This window comes from Lactococcus taiwanensis, assembly GCF_017068355.1.
Lineage (GTDB): Bacteria > Bacillota > Bacilli > Lactobacillales > Streptococcaceae > Lactococcus > Lactococcus taiwanensis.
In genome coordinates this window covers 1,268,769-1,284,670 of record NZ_CP070872.1, presented here as the reverse complement: position 1 = coordinate 1,284,670, position 15,902 = coordinate 1,268,769, and the positions used below count along the sequence as shown (strand labels likewise).

Genomic DNA, 15,902 nt, shown 5'->3' with positions numbered 1-15,902 from the left:
GAAGGAAAATTTCACGCAATCAAAAAACGCCTCCATTAAGGAAGGCGTTCTTTTATTTTTCTATTTTATGAGGAGTTGAAGCCGCTGCTTTTTCTAATTCTTTTCCTTTTTCAATAAGGTAGGCTTTCAAACTTTCACTAATCTGTGGATGCTCAAGTCCGTATTCAATTGTAGTTTCTACGAATCCAAACTTATCACCCACATCATAACGTTTTCCGGTGAATTCATGCGCAAAAACGCGTTGTGTTTTATTCAAACGTTCAATGGCATCTGTTAGCTGGATTTCGTTACCAGCACCTGGAGCTTGTGTTTCTAATACATCAAAGATTTCAGGAGTTAAAAGATAGCGTCCAATGATTGCTAAATCAGATGGAGCTTCTGAAATTTCAGGCTTTTCAACGAAACGTTCTACATTGTAAAGTCCTTTTGAAACCTCACCCTTAGGATCAATGACTCCATATTTATCCACGTCTTCGTGAGGTACTTTCATAACAGCGATGGTTGAGGCATGCGTTTTTTCATAATCATTGATCAGCTGTTTAGTTAAAGGAGTACCATTTCCGTTGATGTCCATCAAGTCATCACCAAGCATAACGACAAATGGTTCATTGCCAACAAAAGCTTTAGCTTGAAGTACAGCATGTCCGAGTCCTTTAGGATGAGATTGGCGGATGAAATGGAGGTTAATATCGGTTGTTTCTTCTACCAGTTTAAGGAGTTCGGTTTTTCCTTTTTCGCGTAGATTTTGTTCCAGTTCAATATTGGAATCGAAATGATCTTCAATAGGACGTTTAGCTTTTCCCGTTACAATCAAAATGTCTTCAATCCCTGATTTGAGGGCTTCCTCAACAATAAATTGTATTGTAGGTTTATCAACAATTGGTAACATTTCCTTAGCGATTGCTTTCGTGGCTGGGAGGAAACGGGTGCCTAGACCAGCGGCTGGAATGACTGCTTTACGTACTTTTCTAGCTTTAGTTGGATTCATTTGATTTTTATCTCCTTTAAAATATCTCATAAATTAGAGTTGGTTAAACTCATTTTCTTCACGGGCTTCACGGCGCATTAATTCAAGAATTGCTGTTTTGGCATCAACGTTTTCATAAAGTACGCGATAAATGGTTTCAGTGATTGGCATCTCAATTTTCAGTTGTTGGGCCAGTTCATAGGCAGCCTTAGTCGTTGAAACACCTTCGATAACCATTCCCATATTACGCTCAATCTCTTCAAGTTTTTCACCGCGTCCTAAAGCATCCCCAGCTCGCCAGTTACGTGAATGAATCGATGTTCCAGTAACGATGAGGTCCCCTACACCTGAAAGGCCACTATAGGTCAGCGGTTCCGCACCTAGCGCTACACCCAAACGCGTGATTTCAGTTAGTCCACGTGTAATAATGGCAGCCTTCGCGTTATCCCCAAAACCAAGACCATGCAGTGCTCCAGCACCCACGGCAATAATATTTTTAAGCGCACCAGCTGTTTCCACACCGACCACATCGGTATTGGTATAGAGACGGAAATAATCATTACTGAAGAGATTTTGAGCGTACTTAGCTTCAGCATGGTCTTTAGAAGCGGCAGAAATCAGTGTGATATCACGCACAATGGTCTCCTCTGCATGCGAAGGACCAGAAACCACGACAACCTCACCGCGATAAGATGCAGGAATCTCCTCTTCTAAAATACTGGAAATTCGGGCATGCGTTCCTTGCTCCAAACCCTTAGAAGCATGAAGCAGATGGACTTTGTTTTTTAATACTTGTGCGACCTGTTGAGCGACTAAGCGTGTCACTTTAGTAGGGACAACAAACAATACCGCATCTACGTCAGTCAAGGCTTCTTCTAAATTTTCAAAAGCTTTTATCTTTTCATCTAAAACAACATCTTTAAAATAACGTTTATTAGTGTGATGTTCATTGATTTCAGACATTTGTTCCGAGTTGTTACCCCAGATGCGTACTTCATGTCCATTATCATTGAGCACCTGCGAAAGGGCAGTACCCCAAGATCCAGGGCCTAATACTGCGATTTTTTGTGGATTCATTGAATGATCCTTTCTTTCGTTTTGGTTTCCTTTACATTTTAACATAAGGGAGATTAAAAATCAGCCCTAAGTATGATTTAGGGTTTAAATATTATGATAAAATAGAGATATAGCGATAAGGGCTATTTCTTAGAAATGAATTAGAAAATTAGAAACTTGTGATTACAGGACACAAGCAGGAGGGAAAAATATGTTAGTCAATTTATCTATGTACCATCACGGAATGATGACAGGGGGTGATCATTGGGGGATTGTGAACATGATTTTTGGTTTAGTCCTCTTTTTCTTGGTGATTAAAATGATAATTGGAATTGGGTTTATGCAAAAAAATAAACGAGACGATAAAGGAAGCTATAAAGATAAGACGATGAATTTAAAAGGAAATATCGAGCGTTACCATGAAGCAGGACTTTCTGATAGTGATATAAAGATTTTCCGTGAAAATTTAGCAGAAGCAAAAGACAGTATTGAAACATGGGAAGCTAAAATTAAAAAAGATGATGATTTACAAGTTGTAGAATCTGTGACAGGTGGGCTAGATGCAAGTAAACAAACTTTTAAATATATCGTTCAACATCCTCAAGAATTGACAAAGCAAAATGATTTTCTCTATAAAGATTTGCCTAATATGGTCAAGTTAACAGAAAAATATCTTGATATGAAAAAGCAAGCAGTCCGCACAGAAGAAATCAAACGTGATTTGGATGAAACTTTGCTTTTGATTAAGACTTTGTCGCATTCCATTTCCAAGAACTACCATGAAATTTTGATGGATGACGTCAATGTCATTAAACAACAAGTTGATTTTGACTGATGACATTATGTGAGCGTCTTGAAGCTTTTCATAATTTATAGGACAGTTACTGACAGCGCAGTCAGTAATAGTTACAACTCTGATATTCCTGTCATTTCTGACAGGAATAATTTATAATAGAACTAAATTAAGAAGTAAAGGAATAATATGATGGAAAATCCAATATTAGATGATTTGATGAAAGGTGATCAGGTCATCAAAGAGGCTGACCAACTTGATGAGCAGCAAAAAACTGAAATTGTCGAAATGCATAAAAATGCCTCTTTAGCCGCAGTGGATGCTTTATCTCCTGAGGAGTTAGAGAAAGCTAAAGAACTTTCAAAACAGCTTGATGAAAACAGCGCACAATCTGTGATCAGCTATGGTGCGACTGCTCAAGATAAAATCTCTGCATTTTCTCAGAGTGTGCTTAATAAAGTGCAAGCTCAGGATTTGGGAGAAGTAGGGACCTCTCTCACTGATTTAATGTTTAATCTGCAACAAGCTAATCCCAATGAACTTGTTGCGGAAAACAAGGGTTTATTTACCAAGATGTTTGGTAAAGTTAAAAAATCGATTTTTGAGGTTACTCAAAAATATCAAAAAATCGGTGCAGGAATTGATAAAATTTCTGCTAAGTTGAATAATGAGCAACAAGGTTTGCTACAAGATAATGAAACTTTAGACAAATTATATGATGAAAACCTTAATTATTTTAAAGCCTTGAACGTATATATAGCTGGTGCAGAATTAAAGATTCAAGAATTAGATCAAGAAGTATTACCACAAGCTAGAAAAGAAGCACAAAGCTCGACAGACAACGCGATTATGGTGCAAAAAGTCAATGATTTAGAGTCTTACAAAAATCGCTTGGAAAAACGGGCACACGATTTGAAATTAGCACGCCAGTTAACAATTCAACAAGCTCCACAGATACGTTTGATTCAAAACACTAATCAGGAATTGGCCGAAAAAATTCAGACTTCTATCAATACAGCCATTCCCCTTTGGAAAAATCAGGTTGCTATTGCACTCACCCTCTTAAAACAAAAAGATGCGCTGACCAGTCAACGCATTGTGTCTGAAACAACTAACGATTTATTACGTAAGAATTCGGAAATGCTAAAAAATTCAACCATTGAGGCGGCGATTGAAAATGAACGTGGACTGGTGGATGTTGAAACGCTCAAGTTGACTCAACAAAACCTTGTCGATACCATTCAAGAAACTTTGCGTATTCAAGCAGATGGTCGCCAAAAACGTCAACAAGGCGAACTTGAACTTTCCAAAATGGAAGAAGAAATTAAAGAAAAACTTTTGCAGCTTTCTAATAAGCAATAAAAGATTTACTGACAGCTCTGTCAGTAAATCTTTTTAATTACTTTATAAAATTGGTCTATACTGTTTGTTGACAAAAGCGTGAAAGGGTGCTAAAATTAAAGAAAATAGAAATAGGAGATACTATGACTTATTACATTAAAGCGGATCAATTTTTCTATCCTTATGAAACTAAAAAAGGTGGATACCTTGAAATCTCTGATGGAAAATTTGGAGAATGGACAGAAGAAGTACCTACTTCGGCCGACATTTTGGATTACACGGGCAAATCAATCGCGCCAGGACTTGTTGAAACACACATTCATGGTTTTGGTGGAGCTGACGCACAAGATGCACAAGTAGAAGGAATCATGGGGACCATGTCAGAAGGACTCCTTTCTGCGGGTGTTACTTCGTTTCTACCAAGTCCTTTGACAGATGATCATGAAGGCCTTAAAGAAGTATGTACAGTTGTAGGGGAACATTATAAAGAAGCACGCGGAGCTAAAATCCGTGGGATTTTCTTTGAAGGACCTTTCTTTACAGAAGAGCACAAAGGTGCGCAAAACCCTAAATATATGCGTGATGCTAAAATGTGGGAGTTAGAAGACTGGCAAGAAGCAGCTCATGGAATGCTCAAAAAAATTGGACTTGCTCCAGAGCGTGCTGGTTCAGAAGAATTTATCCGTAAAGCAACAGAAGCCGGTGTAGTTGTAGCACTTGGTCATTCGAATGCGACCTATAAGCAAGCAGTGGCTGGTGTACAAGCAGGCGCAACAATGTGGGTTCATACATTTAATGGAATGTCTGGGATGACCCATAAAGAACCAGGGATGGTAGGAGCAATCCTCAACACGCCAAATACTTATGCCGAATTAATCTGTGATGGTCACCACGTGCGCCCAGAGGCTGCAGAAATTGTTGTCAAGATGAAAGGGGCAGACCATGTCGTTTTAATCACTGACTCAATGCGTGCTGCTGGTTTGCCAGATGGTCCATATATGCTTGGTGAATATGAAGTAGAAGTACGAGATGGCGCGGCTTGGCTTCCGACGGGTCGTCCTGCTGCCTCTATTCTAACTCTTAAAACTGCAGTAAAAAATGTTGTAGATTGGGGCATCGCTACCCCGGCAGAAGCTGTAATGATGGGATCACTTACCCCAGCGAAATCCGTTCATATTGATGATGTCTGCGGTCAAATAAAACCAGGCCTAGATGCAGATTTCATTGTATTGGACGATCATTTAGAACTTGTAGCGACCTATCTTGATGGTGAAAAACGTTATGAAGCTTAAATAAAATTCTACCTTGTAAAAAAAGCCCTCAAGTACTGATAAAGACAAACAAAACTCCGAAAATTGTTTGTCTTTTTTGTTAAAATAAAGGAAGATACTATGAAAATTAAATAAAAAAGCTCGCAATTTATCGAACAATTTCGGCTCAAAACTTAGGAAAACCTTTGCAAAATAAGGAGCGAATATTTTTTTGTAATGTAAACGGTTTATGCAGTTTTTTACAAGATTTTTTTATAAATACGTGATATAATGAACTAGACAACAAAGGAGCATAGCTTTCGAAACCACGCGCCATTACTGACGTGGGGCCGATGAAACTATGTAACACAATTTCGGAGGACAGTTATAAAATGAAACGCATTGCAGTTTTGACTTCTGGTGGGGACGCACCAGGAATGAATGCGGCTATTCGTGCAGTTGTTCGTAAAGCGATTTCTGAAGGTATCGAAATCTACGGTATCAATCACGGTTATGCAGGAATGGTTGCAGGAGATATTTTCCCACTTACATCAGCGTCAGTTGGTGACAAAATTGGTCGTGGTGGAACGTTCTTGTACTCAGCACGCTACCCAGAATTCAAATACGAAGAAGGACAACTTGCTGGGATTGAGCAACTTAAAAAATTCGGCATCGAAGGTGTCGTTGTAATTGGTGGTGATGGTTCATATCATGGTGCAATGCGCTTGACTGAACATGGCTTCCCAGCAGTTGGTCTTCCAGGAACGATTGATAATGATATCGTTGGAACTGACTTTACGATTGGTTTTGACACAGCTGTGTCAACAGTTGTAGATGCCTTGGATAAAATCCGTGATACTTCATCATCACATAACCGTACTTTCGTTGTAGAAGTAATGGGACGTAATGCTGGAGATATTGCTTTGAATGCTGGTATCGCTGCTGGTGCGGATGATATTTGTATTCCAGAAAAAGAATTTAAGTTTGAAAACGTAGTTAACAATATCAACAAAGGCTACGAAAAAGGTAAAAACCACCATATTATTGTCCTTGCTGAAGGTGTGATGTCTGGTGAAGAATTTGCTACAAAACTTAAAGAAGCAGGCTACGAGGGAGACCTCCGCGTTTCTGTTCTTGGTCACATCCAACGTGGTGGTTCACCAACAGCTCGTGACCGCGTCCTTGCTTCTCGCATGGGTGCTCGCGCTGTAGAATTGCTTCGTGATGGTATCGGTGGTGTTGCCGTTGGTATCCATAATGAAGAACTTGTTGAAAGTCCAATTCTTGGTACTCCTGAAGAAGGTGCCCTCTTTAGCTTGACTGAAGAAGGTGGTATTAAAGTCAACAATCCTCATAAAGCAGGTCTTGAACTTTACCGTCTTAACTCAGCACTCAACAATCTTAACCTTAACTAATGTTACTGCACTCTGTTTCTAGTTAAGTGTTATTGTACGCATAATTAGAGATAGAGATATAATTAATCAAATTATAGGAGAAAAACACAAAATGAATAAACGTGTAAAAATCGTCTCAACTCTTGGCCCAGCCGTTGAAACTCGCGGTGGAAAAAAATTCGGAGAAAAAGGATACTGGGGAGAAGAGCTTGATGTCGAAACATCAGCAAAATCAATCGCAGCCTTGATTCAAGAAGGCGCTGATGTCTTCCGTTTCAACTTCTCACATGGTAACCACGAAGAACAAGGTGCTCGTATGGCAACTGTTCACCGTGCAGAAGAAATTGCTGGACGTAAAGTTGGTTTCTTGCTCGATACTAAAGGCCCTGAAATGCGTACTGAAGTCTTCGAAGACGGTGCTGATTCAATTAGCGTTGTGACTGGAGATAAATTCCGTGTGGCTACTAAACAAGGTTTGACATCAACTCCAGAATTGATTGCATTGAATGTTGCTGGTGGTCTCGATATCTTTGACGATGTTGAAGTTGGTCAAACTATTTTGATTGACGATGGTAAACTTGGTTTGACTTTGACTGGTAAAGACGTTTCAAAACGTGAATTTGAAGTTGAAGCACAAAACGATGGAATTATTGGTAAACAAAAAGGTGTTAATATCCCTAACACTAAAATTCCTTTCCCAGCTCTTGCTGAACGTGATGATGCGGATATTCGTTTCGGACTTTCACAACCTGGTGGAATCAACTTTATCGCTATCTCATTTGTACGTACTGCAAATGACGTTAAAGAAGTACGTCGTATTTGTGAAGAAACTGGAAATCCACACGTACAACTTTTGGCTAAAATCGAAAACCAACAAGGTATCGAAAACCTTGATGAAATCATCGAAGCGGCTGATGGTATTATGATCGCTCGTGGTGACATGGGTATCGAAGTTCCATTTGAAATGGTTCCAGTTTACCAAAAATTGATTATCAGCAAAGTTAACAAAGCAGGTAAAATCGTTGTTACTGCAACAAACATGCTTGAATCAATGACTTACAACCCACGTGCTACACGTTCAGAAATCTCAGACGTATTCAACGCTGTTATTGATGGAACTGACGCAACAATGCTTTCAGGTGAATCTGCTAACGGTAAATATCCACGCGAATCAGTTCGTACAATGGCCACTGTTAACAAAAACGCTCAAACAATGTTGAAAGAATACGGACGTCTCCACCCAGAACGTTATGATAAATCAACTGTAACAGAAGTTGTTGCTGCATCAGTTAAAAATGCCGCAGAAGCAATGGACGTTAAATTGATTGTTGCTTTGACTGAATCTGGTAATACTGCACGCTTGATTTCTAAACATCGTCCAGATGCTGATATTTTGGCCGTTACTTTTGACGAAAAAGTTGAACGTGGTTTGATGATTAACTGGGGTGTAATTCCAATGATGATGGAACGTCCTGCTTCAACTGATGATATGTTTGACGTTGCTGAAAAAGCTGCTTTAGCTTCTGGTTTGGTAGAATCAGGCGATAACATTATTATCGTTGCTGGTGTTCCAGTGGGTACTGGTCGCACTAACACAATGCGTATCCGCACAGTTAAATAATTATTATACAAGGCAACTGTGCCTGTCACTTATGACAGGCATTATTGCTGAAAATCTAAAATAAAAAATTAATTTATTTTATCAAGCTTATTTGAAATTTGAAAGGAATTAAAGAAATCATGGCAGAAAAACAACGTAAAAAAGTTATCCTTGTTGGTGATGGAGCAGTAGGATCTTCTTACGCATTTGCTCTTGTAAACCAAGGTATCGCACAAGAATTGGGTATCGTCGATCTCTTCAAAGATAAAACTGAAGGTGATGCGATGGACCTTTCACATGCGCTTGCATTTACTTCACCTAAAAAGATCTATTCAGCAGACTACTCTGATGCTGCGGATGCTGACCTTGTAGTATTGACTTCAGGTGCTCCACAAAAACCAGGTGAAACTCGTCTTGACCTTGTTGAAAAGAATCTTCGTATTACCAAATCAGTAGTTACTGAAATTATGAAATCTGGTTTCGATGGAATTTTCCTTGTAGCCGCTAACCCAGTTGATATCTTGACTTATGCAACTTGGAAGTTCTCTGGTTTGCCTAAGAACCGTGTAGTAGGTTCAGGTACATCACTTGATACTGCACGTTTGCGTCAAGCTTTGGCTGAAAAAGTCGGTGTAGATGCTCGTTCAGTCCATGCCTACATCATGGGTGAACACGGTGACTCTGAATTTGCTGTATGGTCACACGCTAATGTAGCTGGTGTCACTTTGGAACAATGGTTCCTTGAAAACGACTATCTCAATGAAGCAGAAATTGTTGGACTCTTTGAAGGTGTTCGTGATGCAGCTTATGAGATTATCGCTAAAAAAGGAGCAACATTCTACGGTGTTGCTGTAGCTCTTGCTCGTATTACTAAAGCGATCCTTGATGATGAACATGCGGTTCTTCCTGTATCTACTTTCCAAGAAGGTCAATACGGTGTAGAAGGCGTATACCTCGGTCAACCAGCTGTTGTTGGAGCTGAAGGTGTTGTGAACCCAGTTCATATCCCACTTAATGATGCTGAAATGCAAAAAATGCAAGCATCTGGTGCTCAACTTAAGAAAATTATTGATGAAGCATTCGAAAAAGAAGAATTTGCTTCAGCAGTAAAAAACTAATTTCCTAACAATTAACAGAAAAACAGGTCTCGAATAGACCTGTTTTTTGTTTGAACCTTTAGTAATAAAGTGATTTATCGAGTTTATACAGTATAGGGAACAAAAAACAGCCTTTGATGAAGGCTGTTTTGTAATTTATTTGGATTTGATATAGTTAACTCCGTCTGCTTTAGGTGCAACAGCCTTACCAAGGAAAAGGGCAAGAACTACGATAGTGAATACGTATGGAGCCATTTGTAAGAAAGCTGATGGGATTTCTTTAATACCAGGAATTTGTCCCCCTACAACTGCGAGTGATGTGAATAGACCGAAGAGGAGTGAAGATAACATAGCACCTATTGGGTTCCATTTTCCGAAGATCATCGCCGCAAGAGAAATAAATCCTTGACCTGCTATGGTTGAAACTGCGAAGTTACCAGAAATGGCTTGTGCATAAATCGCTCCACCAATACCTCCGAGAACACCAGACAGAAGGACACCGGCCCAACGATAAGCATAAACATTAATGCCTAATGTATCTGCAGCTTGAGGATTTTCACCTACAGAACGAAGACGTAGCCCAAAGCGAGTTTTGAATAAGATATACCAAGCCAGAATAGCGATAACGATGGCTAGAAAGCCAGGGAGTGAAGTTTGGCTAAAGAAAATCTTACCAATAATAGGGATTCGTGATAGAAGAGGCACATTCCAGTAACCAATCTGTTCACTTATATTTATCTGTCCTTGATGATACAGGACTTGAAGAAGAAAGACGCCTAAGGCCGGAGCCATTAAGTTGAGGACAGTACCTGAGACGATATGATCTGCACGAAGGTTAACCGTTGCGACAGCATGCAGTGAGGAGAAGATGGCTCCCACTAAAGCGCCAAATAGAATGGAGAGCCAAGGGGTCATACTTCCAAAGATATCAGCAGTGGTCAAGTTAAAGACGACAGAGCTGAATGCACCAATGGTCATGATGCCTTCTAACCCAACGTTTACGATTCCACCTCGTTCTGAGAACACACCACCAATACTCGTGAAGATGAGAGGGGTTGAATAGATGAGCATGTTTGCCACAATAATTTGAAGCGTATCTACGAGATTCATACATTATCTCCTTTCTTCTTGCTAGCCTCAATTGATTTCATGGCTTTGGCTTTTGGTAACATCACCTCGATAATGAATTTTACTGCAATGAAGAAAATAATTGCCGCGGTAACAACTTTGACAATTTCTGGTGGAATACCATCATTCATCATACCAGGCGCACCAGTTTGAAGAACTGAGAAAAGGAGAGCAGCAAAGAGAATTCCAATCGGGCTATTTCCTCCTAGAAGGGCAACGGCCATCCCATTAAAACCAATATCTAACGAGGTAGATTGTGAGACAAAGTTTTGCATGTATCCAAAACCATAGACGACTCCACCAAGTCCAGCTAAAGCTCCAGCAACGATCATAGACAAAATGATGGTACGTTTGGAAGAGATACCAGCGTATTCTGAGGCATCTGGGTTTAAACCAACAGCTTTGATCTCAAAACCAAGCGTTGTTTTTGAAAATACAATTGCCATAATGATTAATGCAATGATTGCAATAATCAGTCCGATATTTAAAGTAGAATTATCAGTTAATGAGGACATCCACTGAGTTCGGAAAGAAGCGTTAGTACTGATAAGTTTAGTTTGGTCTGTCGTGTTATCCATGAGTATATTTTTTTGAAACATATCATGAATCATGAAGGTTGAGAAAAATAAGATAATGTAATTCAACATGATTGTCGTGATAACTTCGGAGGTTCCTAACAAGGCTCTTAAAATCCCAGGAATGAATCCCATAAAAGCACCGAAGAACATACCGATGATGATCACTAAAGGAATCATGATTAGTCGAGGAATATCTGGAAAACTTAAAGCAAACCACATGGAGGTAATCCAACCTGCCAAGGCTTGCCCAGACATCCCAATATTGAAGAGCCCAGCTTTCATCGCAACAGCAAAAGAAAGAGCGGTGAGAATGAGTGGTCCAGCAGTTTGTAGTGTCTCACCAATGGCACGAGCATTCCCTAAGGCTGAAATGAAGAGATCTTCATAGCCCCAAATGGGATTATAGCCAAAGGCTAACATAATCACTGCTCCAAGCAAGAAGCCAAAAACGATAGCAATGAGTGGTACGAGTATTTTTCTAGACTTACTATTCATTAATTTTACCTCCAACCATCAGTATACCAAGTTCTTGTTTTGTGGTTGTTTCAGGCGTAACAATTCCTTGGATTTGTCCATCATGAATGACAGCGATTCGATCAGAGACGTTTAGAATTTCATCAAGCTCAAAGGAAACCACAAGTACTGCTTTACCTTCGTCACGAGCTTGTATCAAGCGTTTATGGATATATTCAATTGCACCGACATCTAAACCACGGGTTGGTTGTGCAACGATGAGAAGATCTGGATTACGATCAATTTCACGGGCAATAATGGCTTTTTGCTGATTACCGCCTGAGAGTGAAGCAGCAGAAACCCATTCTCCTGCTCCGCGGACATCAAATTCTTGCATAAGTTCACGGGCATGACTATTAATTTTATTATAATCTAAAAAACCATAGTTGCTCATAGGTGCTTTATAATAAGTTTGTAGAGCGATATTTTCAGCGACTGTCATTTCAAGAACAAGGCCATCACGATGACGGTCTTCAGGAACGTGTCCTACTGATTCTTCGGTAATCTTACGTGGGCGGTGATTTGTGATTTCTTTTTGACGAATCTTGATGGAGCCGGATTCAACTTTCATAAGACCGGTGATTGCTTTGATCAGCTCTGTTTGACCATTACCATCTATTCCGGCTAAACCTACAATCTCTCCTGCTCGTACATCTAAAGAGAGGCCTTTTACTTTAAGAGAACCACGACTTTCTTTGACATTGAGTGCTTTGATATCAAGCACTACCTCTTTAGGAGAAGCAGCACTTTTTTCTGTAACAAATGAGACAGAACGTCCTACCATCAATTCCGCGAGCTCTTGATTAGATTTATCCCCTAGCTCAACGGTATCAATTGATTTTCCACGGCGAATGACAGTGATACGGTCTGCTACAGCGCGTATCTCATCTAATTTATGAGTAATTAAAATGATTGATTTACCTTCTTTGATGAGGTTTCTCATAATTTGCATCAATTCAGTGATTTCAGCAGGGGTTAGCACAGCGGTTGGCTCATCAAAGATCAAGATATCGGCACCCCGGTAGAGTGTTTTTAGAATCTCGACACGTTGTTGTTGGCCAACAGAAATGTCTCGTACCAAAGCATCAGGTTCTACACTAAGACCGTAGCGTTCGGAAAGTTCAAGAATTTTTTTCTTGGCAGACTTTAAATCAAGGTTGATTCCTTTAGTGATTTCATTGCCTAGAATAATATTTTCGGCAACGGTAAAAGCATCAACAAGCATAAAATGCTGGTGAACCATACCAATTCCGAGATTAGCAGCTTTTGATGGAGAATCGATATTTTCGAGTTTTCCATTGACATGGACTTCGCCCTCAGTAGGCTCAAGGAGTCCTGAGAGGATATTCATCAACGTTGACTTTCCAGCGCCATTTTCGCCAAGTAACGCATGAATCTCCCCTTTCCTCAACTCAAGATTGATTTTGTCATTGGCAACAAAATCGCCAAAACGCTTGGTGACATCAATCATTTGAATGACATTTTCATTCGCCATAGTGGCTCCTTCTTTAAAAAATAATGATGTAAATAGTAAAATTACAAATTTAATTATACCAAAATTGTCTGAATTATGAAAGAGCTTTTATAGGTTGAAAAGTATCCGTTTACATGGAAGAAAATATTTTCTTCAAAAGTTTTAGAAGTGGAAAAAAATAACACTTTTAACAGTGTAAAAGTGTTATTTAATGCGCTTTAGAAGGTCTATTTCAATACTGATTGTAACTTCTAAACTATCATATTTTTTTAAATTTTCAATTCCTTCTGGTTTAATTTTCCAATAATGCGGTGTCATCAATAGAAGACTTAATAAATCTTCCGTTGATTGAATTTTAGTTCGATAGTGATAATGATCTCTTATTACTTCAAAACCAGGGAAAGTTTTAATGGCACTTTTTTTGGCTTTTTCGTGAATTTCTGGATAAATAATATTTTTGAGCTCCACCAAGTGATTAGGAGCAGCTCTGACAATAAGAATATGACCATCTGACGAGAGAATACGGTCGATTTCTGGTACGGAATATTCTGCAAACATAGATAAAACAGTGTGTATTGAGTGGTCAATAAAAGGGAGCTTTGCAAAGTTTGCAACTAACCAGTTAATGTCGGGATTTTTTTTAGCCGCCATCCGTACTCCTAATTTAGAGATATCAAGTCCATAATATGAATGTGATTGCGGTCGATAATTTTTTTGAAATCGTGAAAGGTAATAGCCTTCACCACATCCTATGTCTACAAGTGAATCATTAGGTTTACTGATGAGACTAAGATGATGATTAACGCGATCAGAAAGTTCTTGATAATAACCCCTGCTAAGGAAAGTACGGCGTGCTTCCATCATTTCCTTAGAATCACCAGCTGTCTTTTTAGCATTTAAAAGAAGATTGAGATACCCCTCTTTTGCTAAATCGAAGCTATGATTGTTTATACATCTGAAGCTTTTGTTCCCTTGGCGTAAGCCTTCATTACAGACGGGGCATTTTAAGAGTTCATTCATTTTTTTAACTCTTTCTAATAAGAAAAAATATTTACTGACCATGTGGTCAGTAAATAAAGATTATTTAGTTAGTTTTCTGGATTTGATGACTGCCTCATCAGGAGTGACGCGGATCGTTTTTTCACGATCATAAGTGACAAATCCAGGAGCGGTACCAGTGGGTTTGTGAAGTTTTTTTGCTTCTAGAACGTCAACTTGTACGAGATTAGAATAACGAGCTTTACTGAAATAAGCAGCTAATTCACCGGCAAAAGTGATAGTTTCATCAGACGGGTCTGGATTTCCTGTAATCAAGACATGACTTCCTGGAATATCTTTGACATGGAACCAAAGGTCACCGCGACGAGCAAGTTTAAAGCTGACCTGCTCATTTTGTAAATTATTTTTCCCGACAAGTATAATCGTACCATCCTCTGCTTGATACTTTTCAGGTGGTAACATTTTTTGCTTTTTGTTTCGATGTTTTTGTTTAATATAACCCGTCTGAATCAATTCTTCGCGGATGTCGGCGATTTCTGGCACGTCGGCATTTTCTAAGTTTGATTCTACAGATTCGAGATAGTCAATGGTCTGATGTGTTTTTTGAATTTGTTCTCCTAGAAATTTGACCGCTTGTTTTAATTTCTGATAGCGATGGAAGTAGCGCTGAGCGTTTTGAGCAGGGCTAAGTGCAGGATTGAGTGCTATTTCAAGGGGTTCATTGGTATAATAGTTTTCTAAAGTGACACTATTTTTATCATTAGGAACTTGATGTAAAAAAGTGTTGAGGAGTTCTCCTTTTTGGCGGAATATCTCAGCATTTTCAGTAGCCTGGAGTTCACGCTCTTGCTTTTTCAACTTGTCCCGATTTTTCTTTAATTCATTTTGAATTTTCTTGATAACCGATGCAGCAACTTGTTTGACGCGGTCACGTTCTGCTTTATCAGAATAATAGACATCTAACATCTCAGACAAGGTTGTAAAGCTGACCGCTTCGTCAGCAAGCTGAAGGCTAGAAAAACGGTCATCAGGATAAATAGAAGGAAAAACGCGAGTGAGTTTGTCTTTAAAATCTGCTACTGACAGCCCAGTCAGAGCTTGTTTTGAATCTCTCCCAATGCCTTGGAAGACTTGCTGCAACTGATTCGTTTGTAAGGCTTCGAAGATTTGTTCATCCGTTGCTTCAAAAGGATTAATGGTTTCTTCACGTAAGGGCGGGGCAATATAAGTTGAACCAGGTAAAATTGTCCGATATTGGTTTTGAGAAAAGCCAATGTGCTTGATAGATTCGATAATTTTTTCAGAAGTTTTTTCTAAAAGTATAATGTTACTATGTTTGCCCATGATTTCGGCGACTAAAGCAATTTTAAGCTGATCACCTATCTCATCTTTTGTGGAAATATGAAAGATAATTTGACGATCATTGCCGACTTGCTCAATGCTTTCGATAAATGCGCCAGCTAAATACTTACGTAAAATCATTACAAAATTATTAGGATTTTGTGGGTTTTGGAAGTCCGTTTTTGTCAATTGGACTCGCCCAAATACAGGATGTGCTGAAAGAAGGAGTTTTTGGGATTTTCCAGCTGCTCGAACCGTTAATACAAGTTCCTGTTCAAAAGGTTGATTTATTTTTTGAATCCGCCCGCCTACTAAGGCTTGCAGCTCATTGGTCATATGATGTAAAAAAATACCGTCAAAGGACATAGGTG

The 15,902-nt window shown here is 39.2% G+C and carries 13 protein-coding genes; 6 read left to right on the top strand and 7 right to left on the bottom strand.

Annotation, left to right across the window (positions count from 1 at the left end; all coding sequences use genetic code 11):
* Positions 1-52: 52 nt before the first annotated feature.
* Both galU and JW886_RS06325 read right to left on the bottom strand, forming a co-directional pair.
* Positions 53-988, bottom strand: a complete 936-nt coding sequence (gene galU, locus JW886_RS06330; protein ID WP_075525734.1) for a UTP--glucose-1-phosphate uridylyltransferase GalU — start codon at positions 986-988, stop codon at positions 53-55.
* A 33-nt stretch (positions 989-1,021) separates the two neighbouring features.
* Positions 1,022-2,044: an NAD(P)H-dependent glycerol-3-phosphate dehydrogenase gene (locus JW886_RS06325; RefSeq protein WP_075525733.1), complete on the bottom strand. Its 1,023-nt coding sequence runs from the start codon at positions 2,042-2,044 to the stop codon at positions 1,022-1,024.
* A 190-nt stretch (positions 2,045-2,234) separates the two neighbouring features.
* Here JW886_RS06325 and JW886_RS06320 point away from each other — a divergent pair, with 190 nt between their 5' ends.
* The 6 genes from JW886_RS06320 (at position 2,235) to JW886_RS06295 (ending at position 9,519) form a co-directional block, all read left to right on the top strand.
* Positions 2,235-2,858, top strand: coding sequence for a 5-bromo-4-chloroindolyl phosphate hydrolysis family protein (locus JW886_RS06320; protein WP_082272326.1), 624 nt, complete (start codon positions 2,235-2,237; stop codon positions 2,856-2,858).
* 150 nt (positions 2,859-3,008) lie between these two features.
* Entirely contained in the window at positions 3,009-4,178 is a 1,170-nt protein-coding gene (locus JW886_RS06315; protein WP_075525732.1) for a toxic anion resistance protein, read from the top strand.
* A 122-nt stretch (positions 4,179-4,300) separates the two neighbouring features.
* Positions 4,301-5,449 (top strand): N-acetylglucosamine-6-phosphate deacetylase, encoded by a 1,149-nt coding sequence (gene nagA, locus JW886_RS06310; protein WP_075525731.1) that lies wholly within the window; start codon positions 4,301-4,303, stop codon positions 5,447-5,449.
* A 350-nt stretch (positions 5,450-5,799) separates the two neighbouring features.
* A complete protein-coding gene (gene pfkA, locus JW886_RS06305) occupies positions 5,800-6,822 on the top strand; it encodes a 6-phosphofructokinase (RefSeq protein WP_075525730.1) in 1,023 nt (340 codons plus the stop codon).
* Between the two features lie 91 nt (positions 6,823-6,913).
* Positions 6,914-8,422, top strand: a complete 1,509-nt coding sequence (gene pyk / locus JW886_RS06300) for a pyruvate kinase (RefSeq protein WP_075525729.1) — start codon at positions 6,914-6,916, stop codon at positions 8,420-8,422.
* A 119-nt stretch (positions 8,423-8,541) separates the two neighbouring features.
* Positions 8,542-9,519: an L-lactate dehydrogenase gene (locus tag JW886_RS06295; protein ID WP_075525728.1), complete on the top strand. Its 978-nt coding sequence runs from the start codon at positions 8,542-8,544 to the stop codon at positions 9,517-9,519.
* Positions 9,520-9,654: 135 nt separating this feature from the next.
* Here JW886_RS06295 and JW886_RS06290 read toward each other — a convergent pair whose 3' ends face one another.
* From JW886_RS06290 to JW886_RS06270, 5 genes are all read right to left on the bottom strand, one after another.
* Positions 9,655-10,608, bottom strand: a complete 954-nt coding sequence (locus tag JW886_RS06290; RefSeq protein WP_205871596.1) for an ABC transporter permease — start codon at positions 10,606-10,608, stop codon at positions 9,655-9,657.
* The gene (locus JW886_RS06285) at positions 10,605-11,699 is read right to left on the bottom strand and encodes an ABC transporter permease (RefSeq protein ID WP_075525726.1); all 1,095 of its coding nucleotides are present in this window, start codon (positions 11,697-11,699) and stop codon (positions 10,605-10,607) included. The genes JW886_RS06290 and JW886_RS06285 overlap by 4 nt, the downstream gene beginning before the upstream one ends.
* Complete coding sequence (locus JW886_RS06280; protein ID WP_075525725.1) at positions 11,692-13,212, bottom strand: ABC transporter ATP-binding protein; 1,521 nt, start codon at positions 13,210-13,212, stop codon at positions 11,692-11,694. Before JW886_RS06280 ends, JW886_RS06285 begins: the two co-directional genes overlap by 8 nt.
* Positions 13,213-13,395: 183 nt before the next feature.
* Entirely contained in the window at positions 13,396-14,211 is an 816-nt protein-coding gene (locus tag JW886_RS06275) for a putative RNA methyltransferase (RefSeq protein ID WP_205871595.1), read from the bottom strand.
* A gap of 60 nt (positions 14,212-14,271) precedes the next feature.
* On the bottom strand, positions 14,272-15,897 hold the full coding sequence (locus JW886_RS06270; protein WP_075525723.1) for an Rqc2 family fibronectin-binding protein: 1,626 nt from the start codon (positions 15,895-15,897) through the stop codon (positions 14,272-14,274).
* Positions 15,898-15,902: the final 5 nt, after the last annotated feature.

What these genes read in the sequence shown, in the direction of transcription:
- JW886_RS06280 (WP_075525725.1), bottom strand. Translation starts at nt 13,212, where the DNA reads ATGGCGAATGAAAATGTCATTCAAATGATTGATGTCACCAAGCGTTTT.
- JW886_RS06295 (WP_075525728.1), top strand. Translation starts at nt 8,542, where the DNA reads ATGGCAGAAAAACAACGTAAAAAAGTTATCCTTGTTGGTGATGGAGCA.
- JW886_RS06270 (WP_075525723.1), bottom strand. Translation starts at nt 15,897, where the DNA reads ATGTCCTTTGACGGTATTTTTTTACATCATATGACCAATGAGCTGCAA.
- galU (WP_075525734.1), bottom strand. Translation starts at nt 988, where the DNA reads ATGAATCCAACTAAAGCTAGAAAAGTACGTAAAGCAGTCATTCCAGCC.
- nagA (WP_075525731.1), top strand. Translation starts at nt 4,301, where the DNA reads ATGACTTATTACATTAAAGCGGATCAATTTTTCTATCCTTATGAAACT.
- JW886_RS06275 (WP_205871595.1), bottom strand. Translation starts at nt 14,211, where the DNA reads ATGAATGAACTCTTAAAATGCCCCGTCTGTAATGAAGGCTTACGCCAA.
- JW886_RS06290 (WP_205871596.1), bottom strand. Translation starts at nt 10,608, where the DNA reads ATGAATCTCGTAGATACGCTTCAAATTATTGTGGCAAACATGCTCATC.
- JW886_RS06315 (WP_075525732.1), top strand. Translation starts at nt 3,009, where the DNA reads ATGGAAAATCCAATATTAGATGATTTGATGAAAGGTGATCAGGTCATC.
- pfkA (WP_075525730.1), top strand. Translation starts at nt 5,800, where the DNA reads ATGAAACGCATTGCAGTTTTGACTTCTGGTGGGGACGCACCAGGAATG.
- JW886_RS06320 (WP_082272326.1), top strand. Translation starts at nt 2,235, where the DNA reads ATGTTAGTCAATTTATCTATGTACCATCACGGAATGATGACAGGGGGT.
- JW886_RS06285 (WP_075525726.1), bottom strand. Translation starts at nt 11,699, where the DNA reads ATGAATAGTAAGTCTAGAAAAATACTCGTACCACTCATTGCTATCGTT.
- JW886_RS06325 (WP_075525733.1), bottom strand. Translation starts at nt 2,044, where the DNA reads ATGAATCCACAAAAAATCGCAGTATTAGGCCCTGGATCTTGGGGTACT.
- pyk (WP_075525729.1), top strand. Translation starts at nt 6,914, where the DNA reads ATGAATAAACGTGTAAAAATCGTCTCAACTCTTGGCCCAGCCGTTGAA.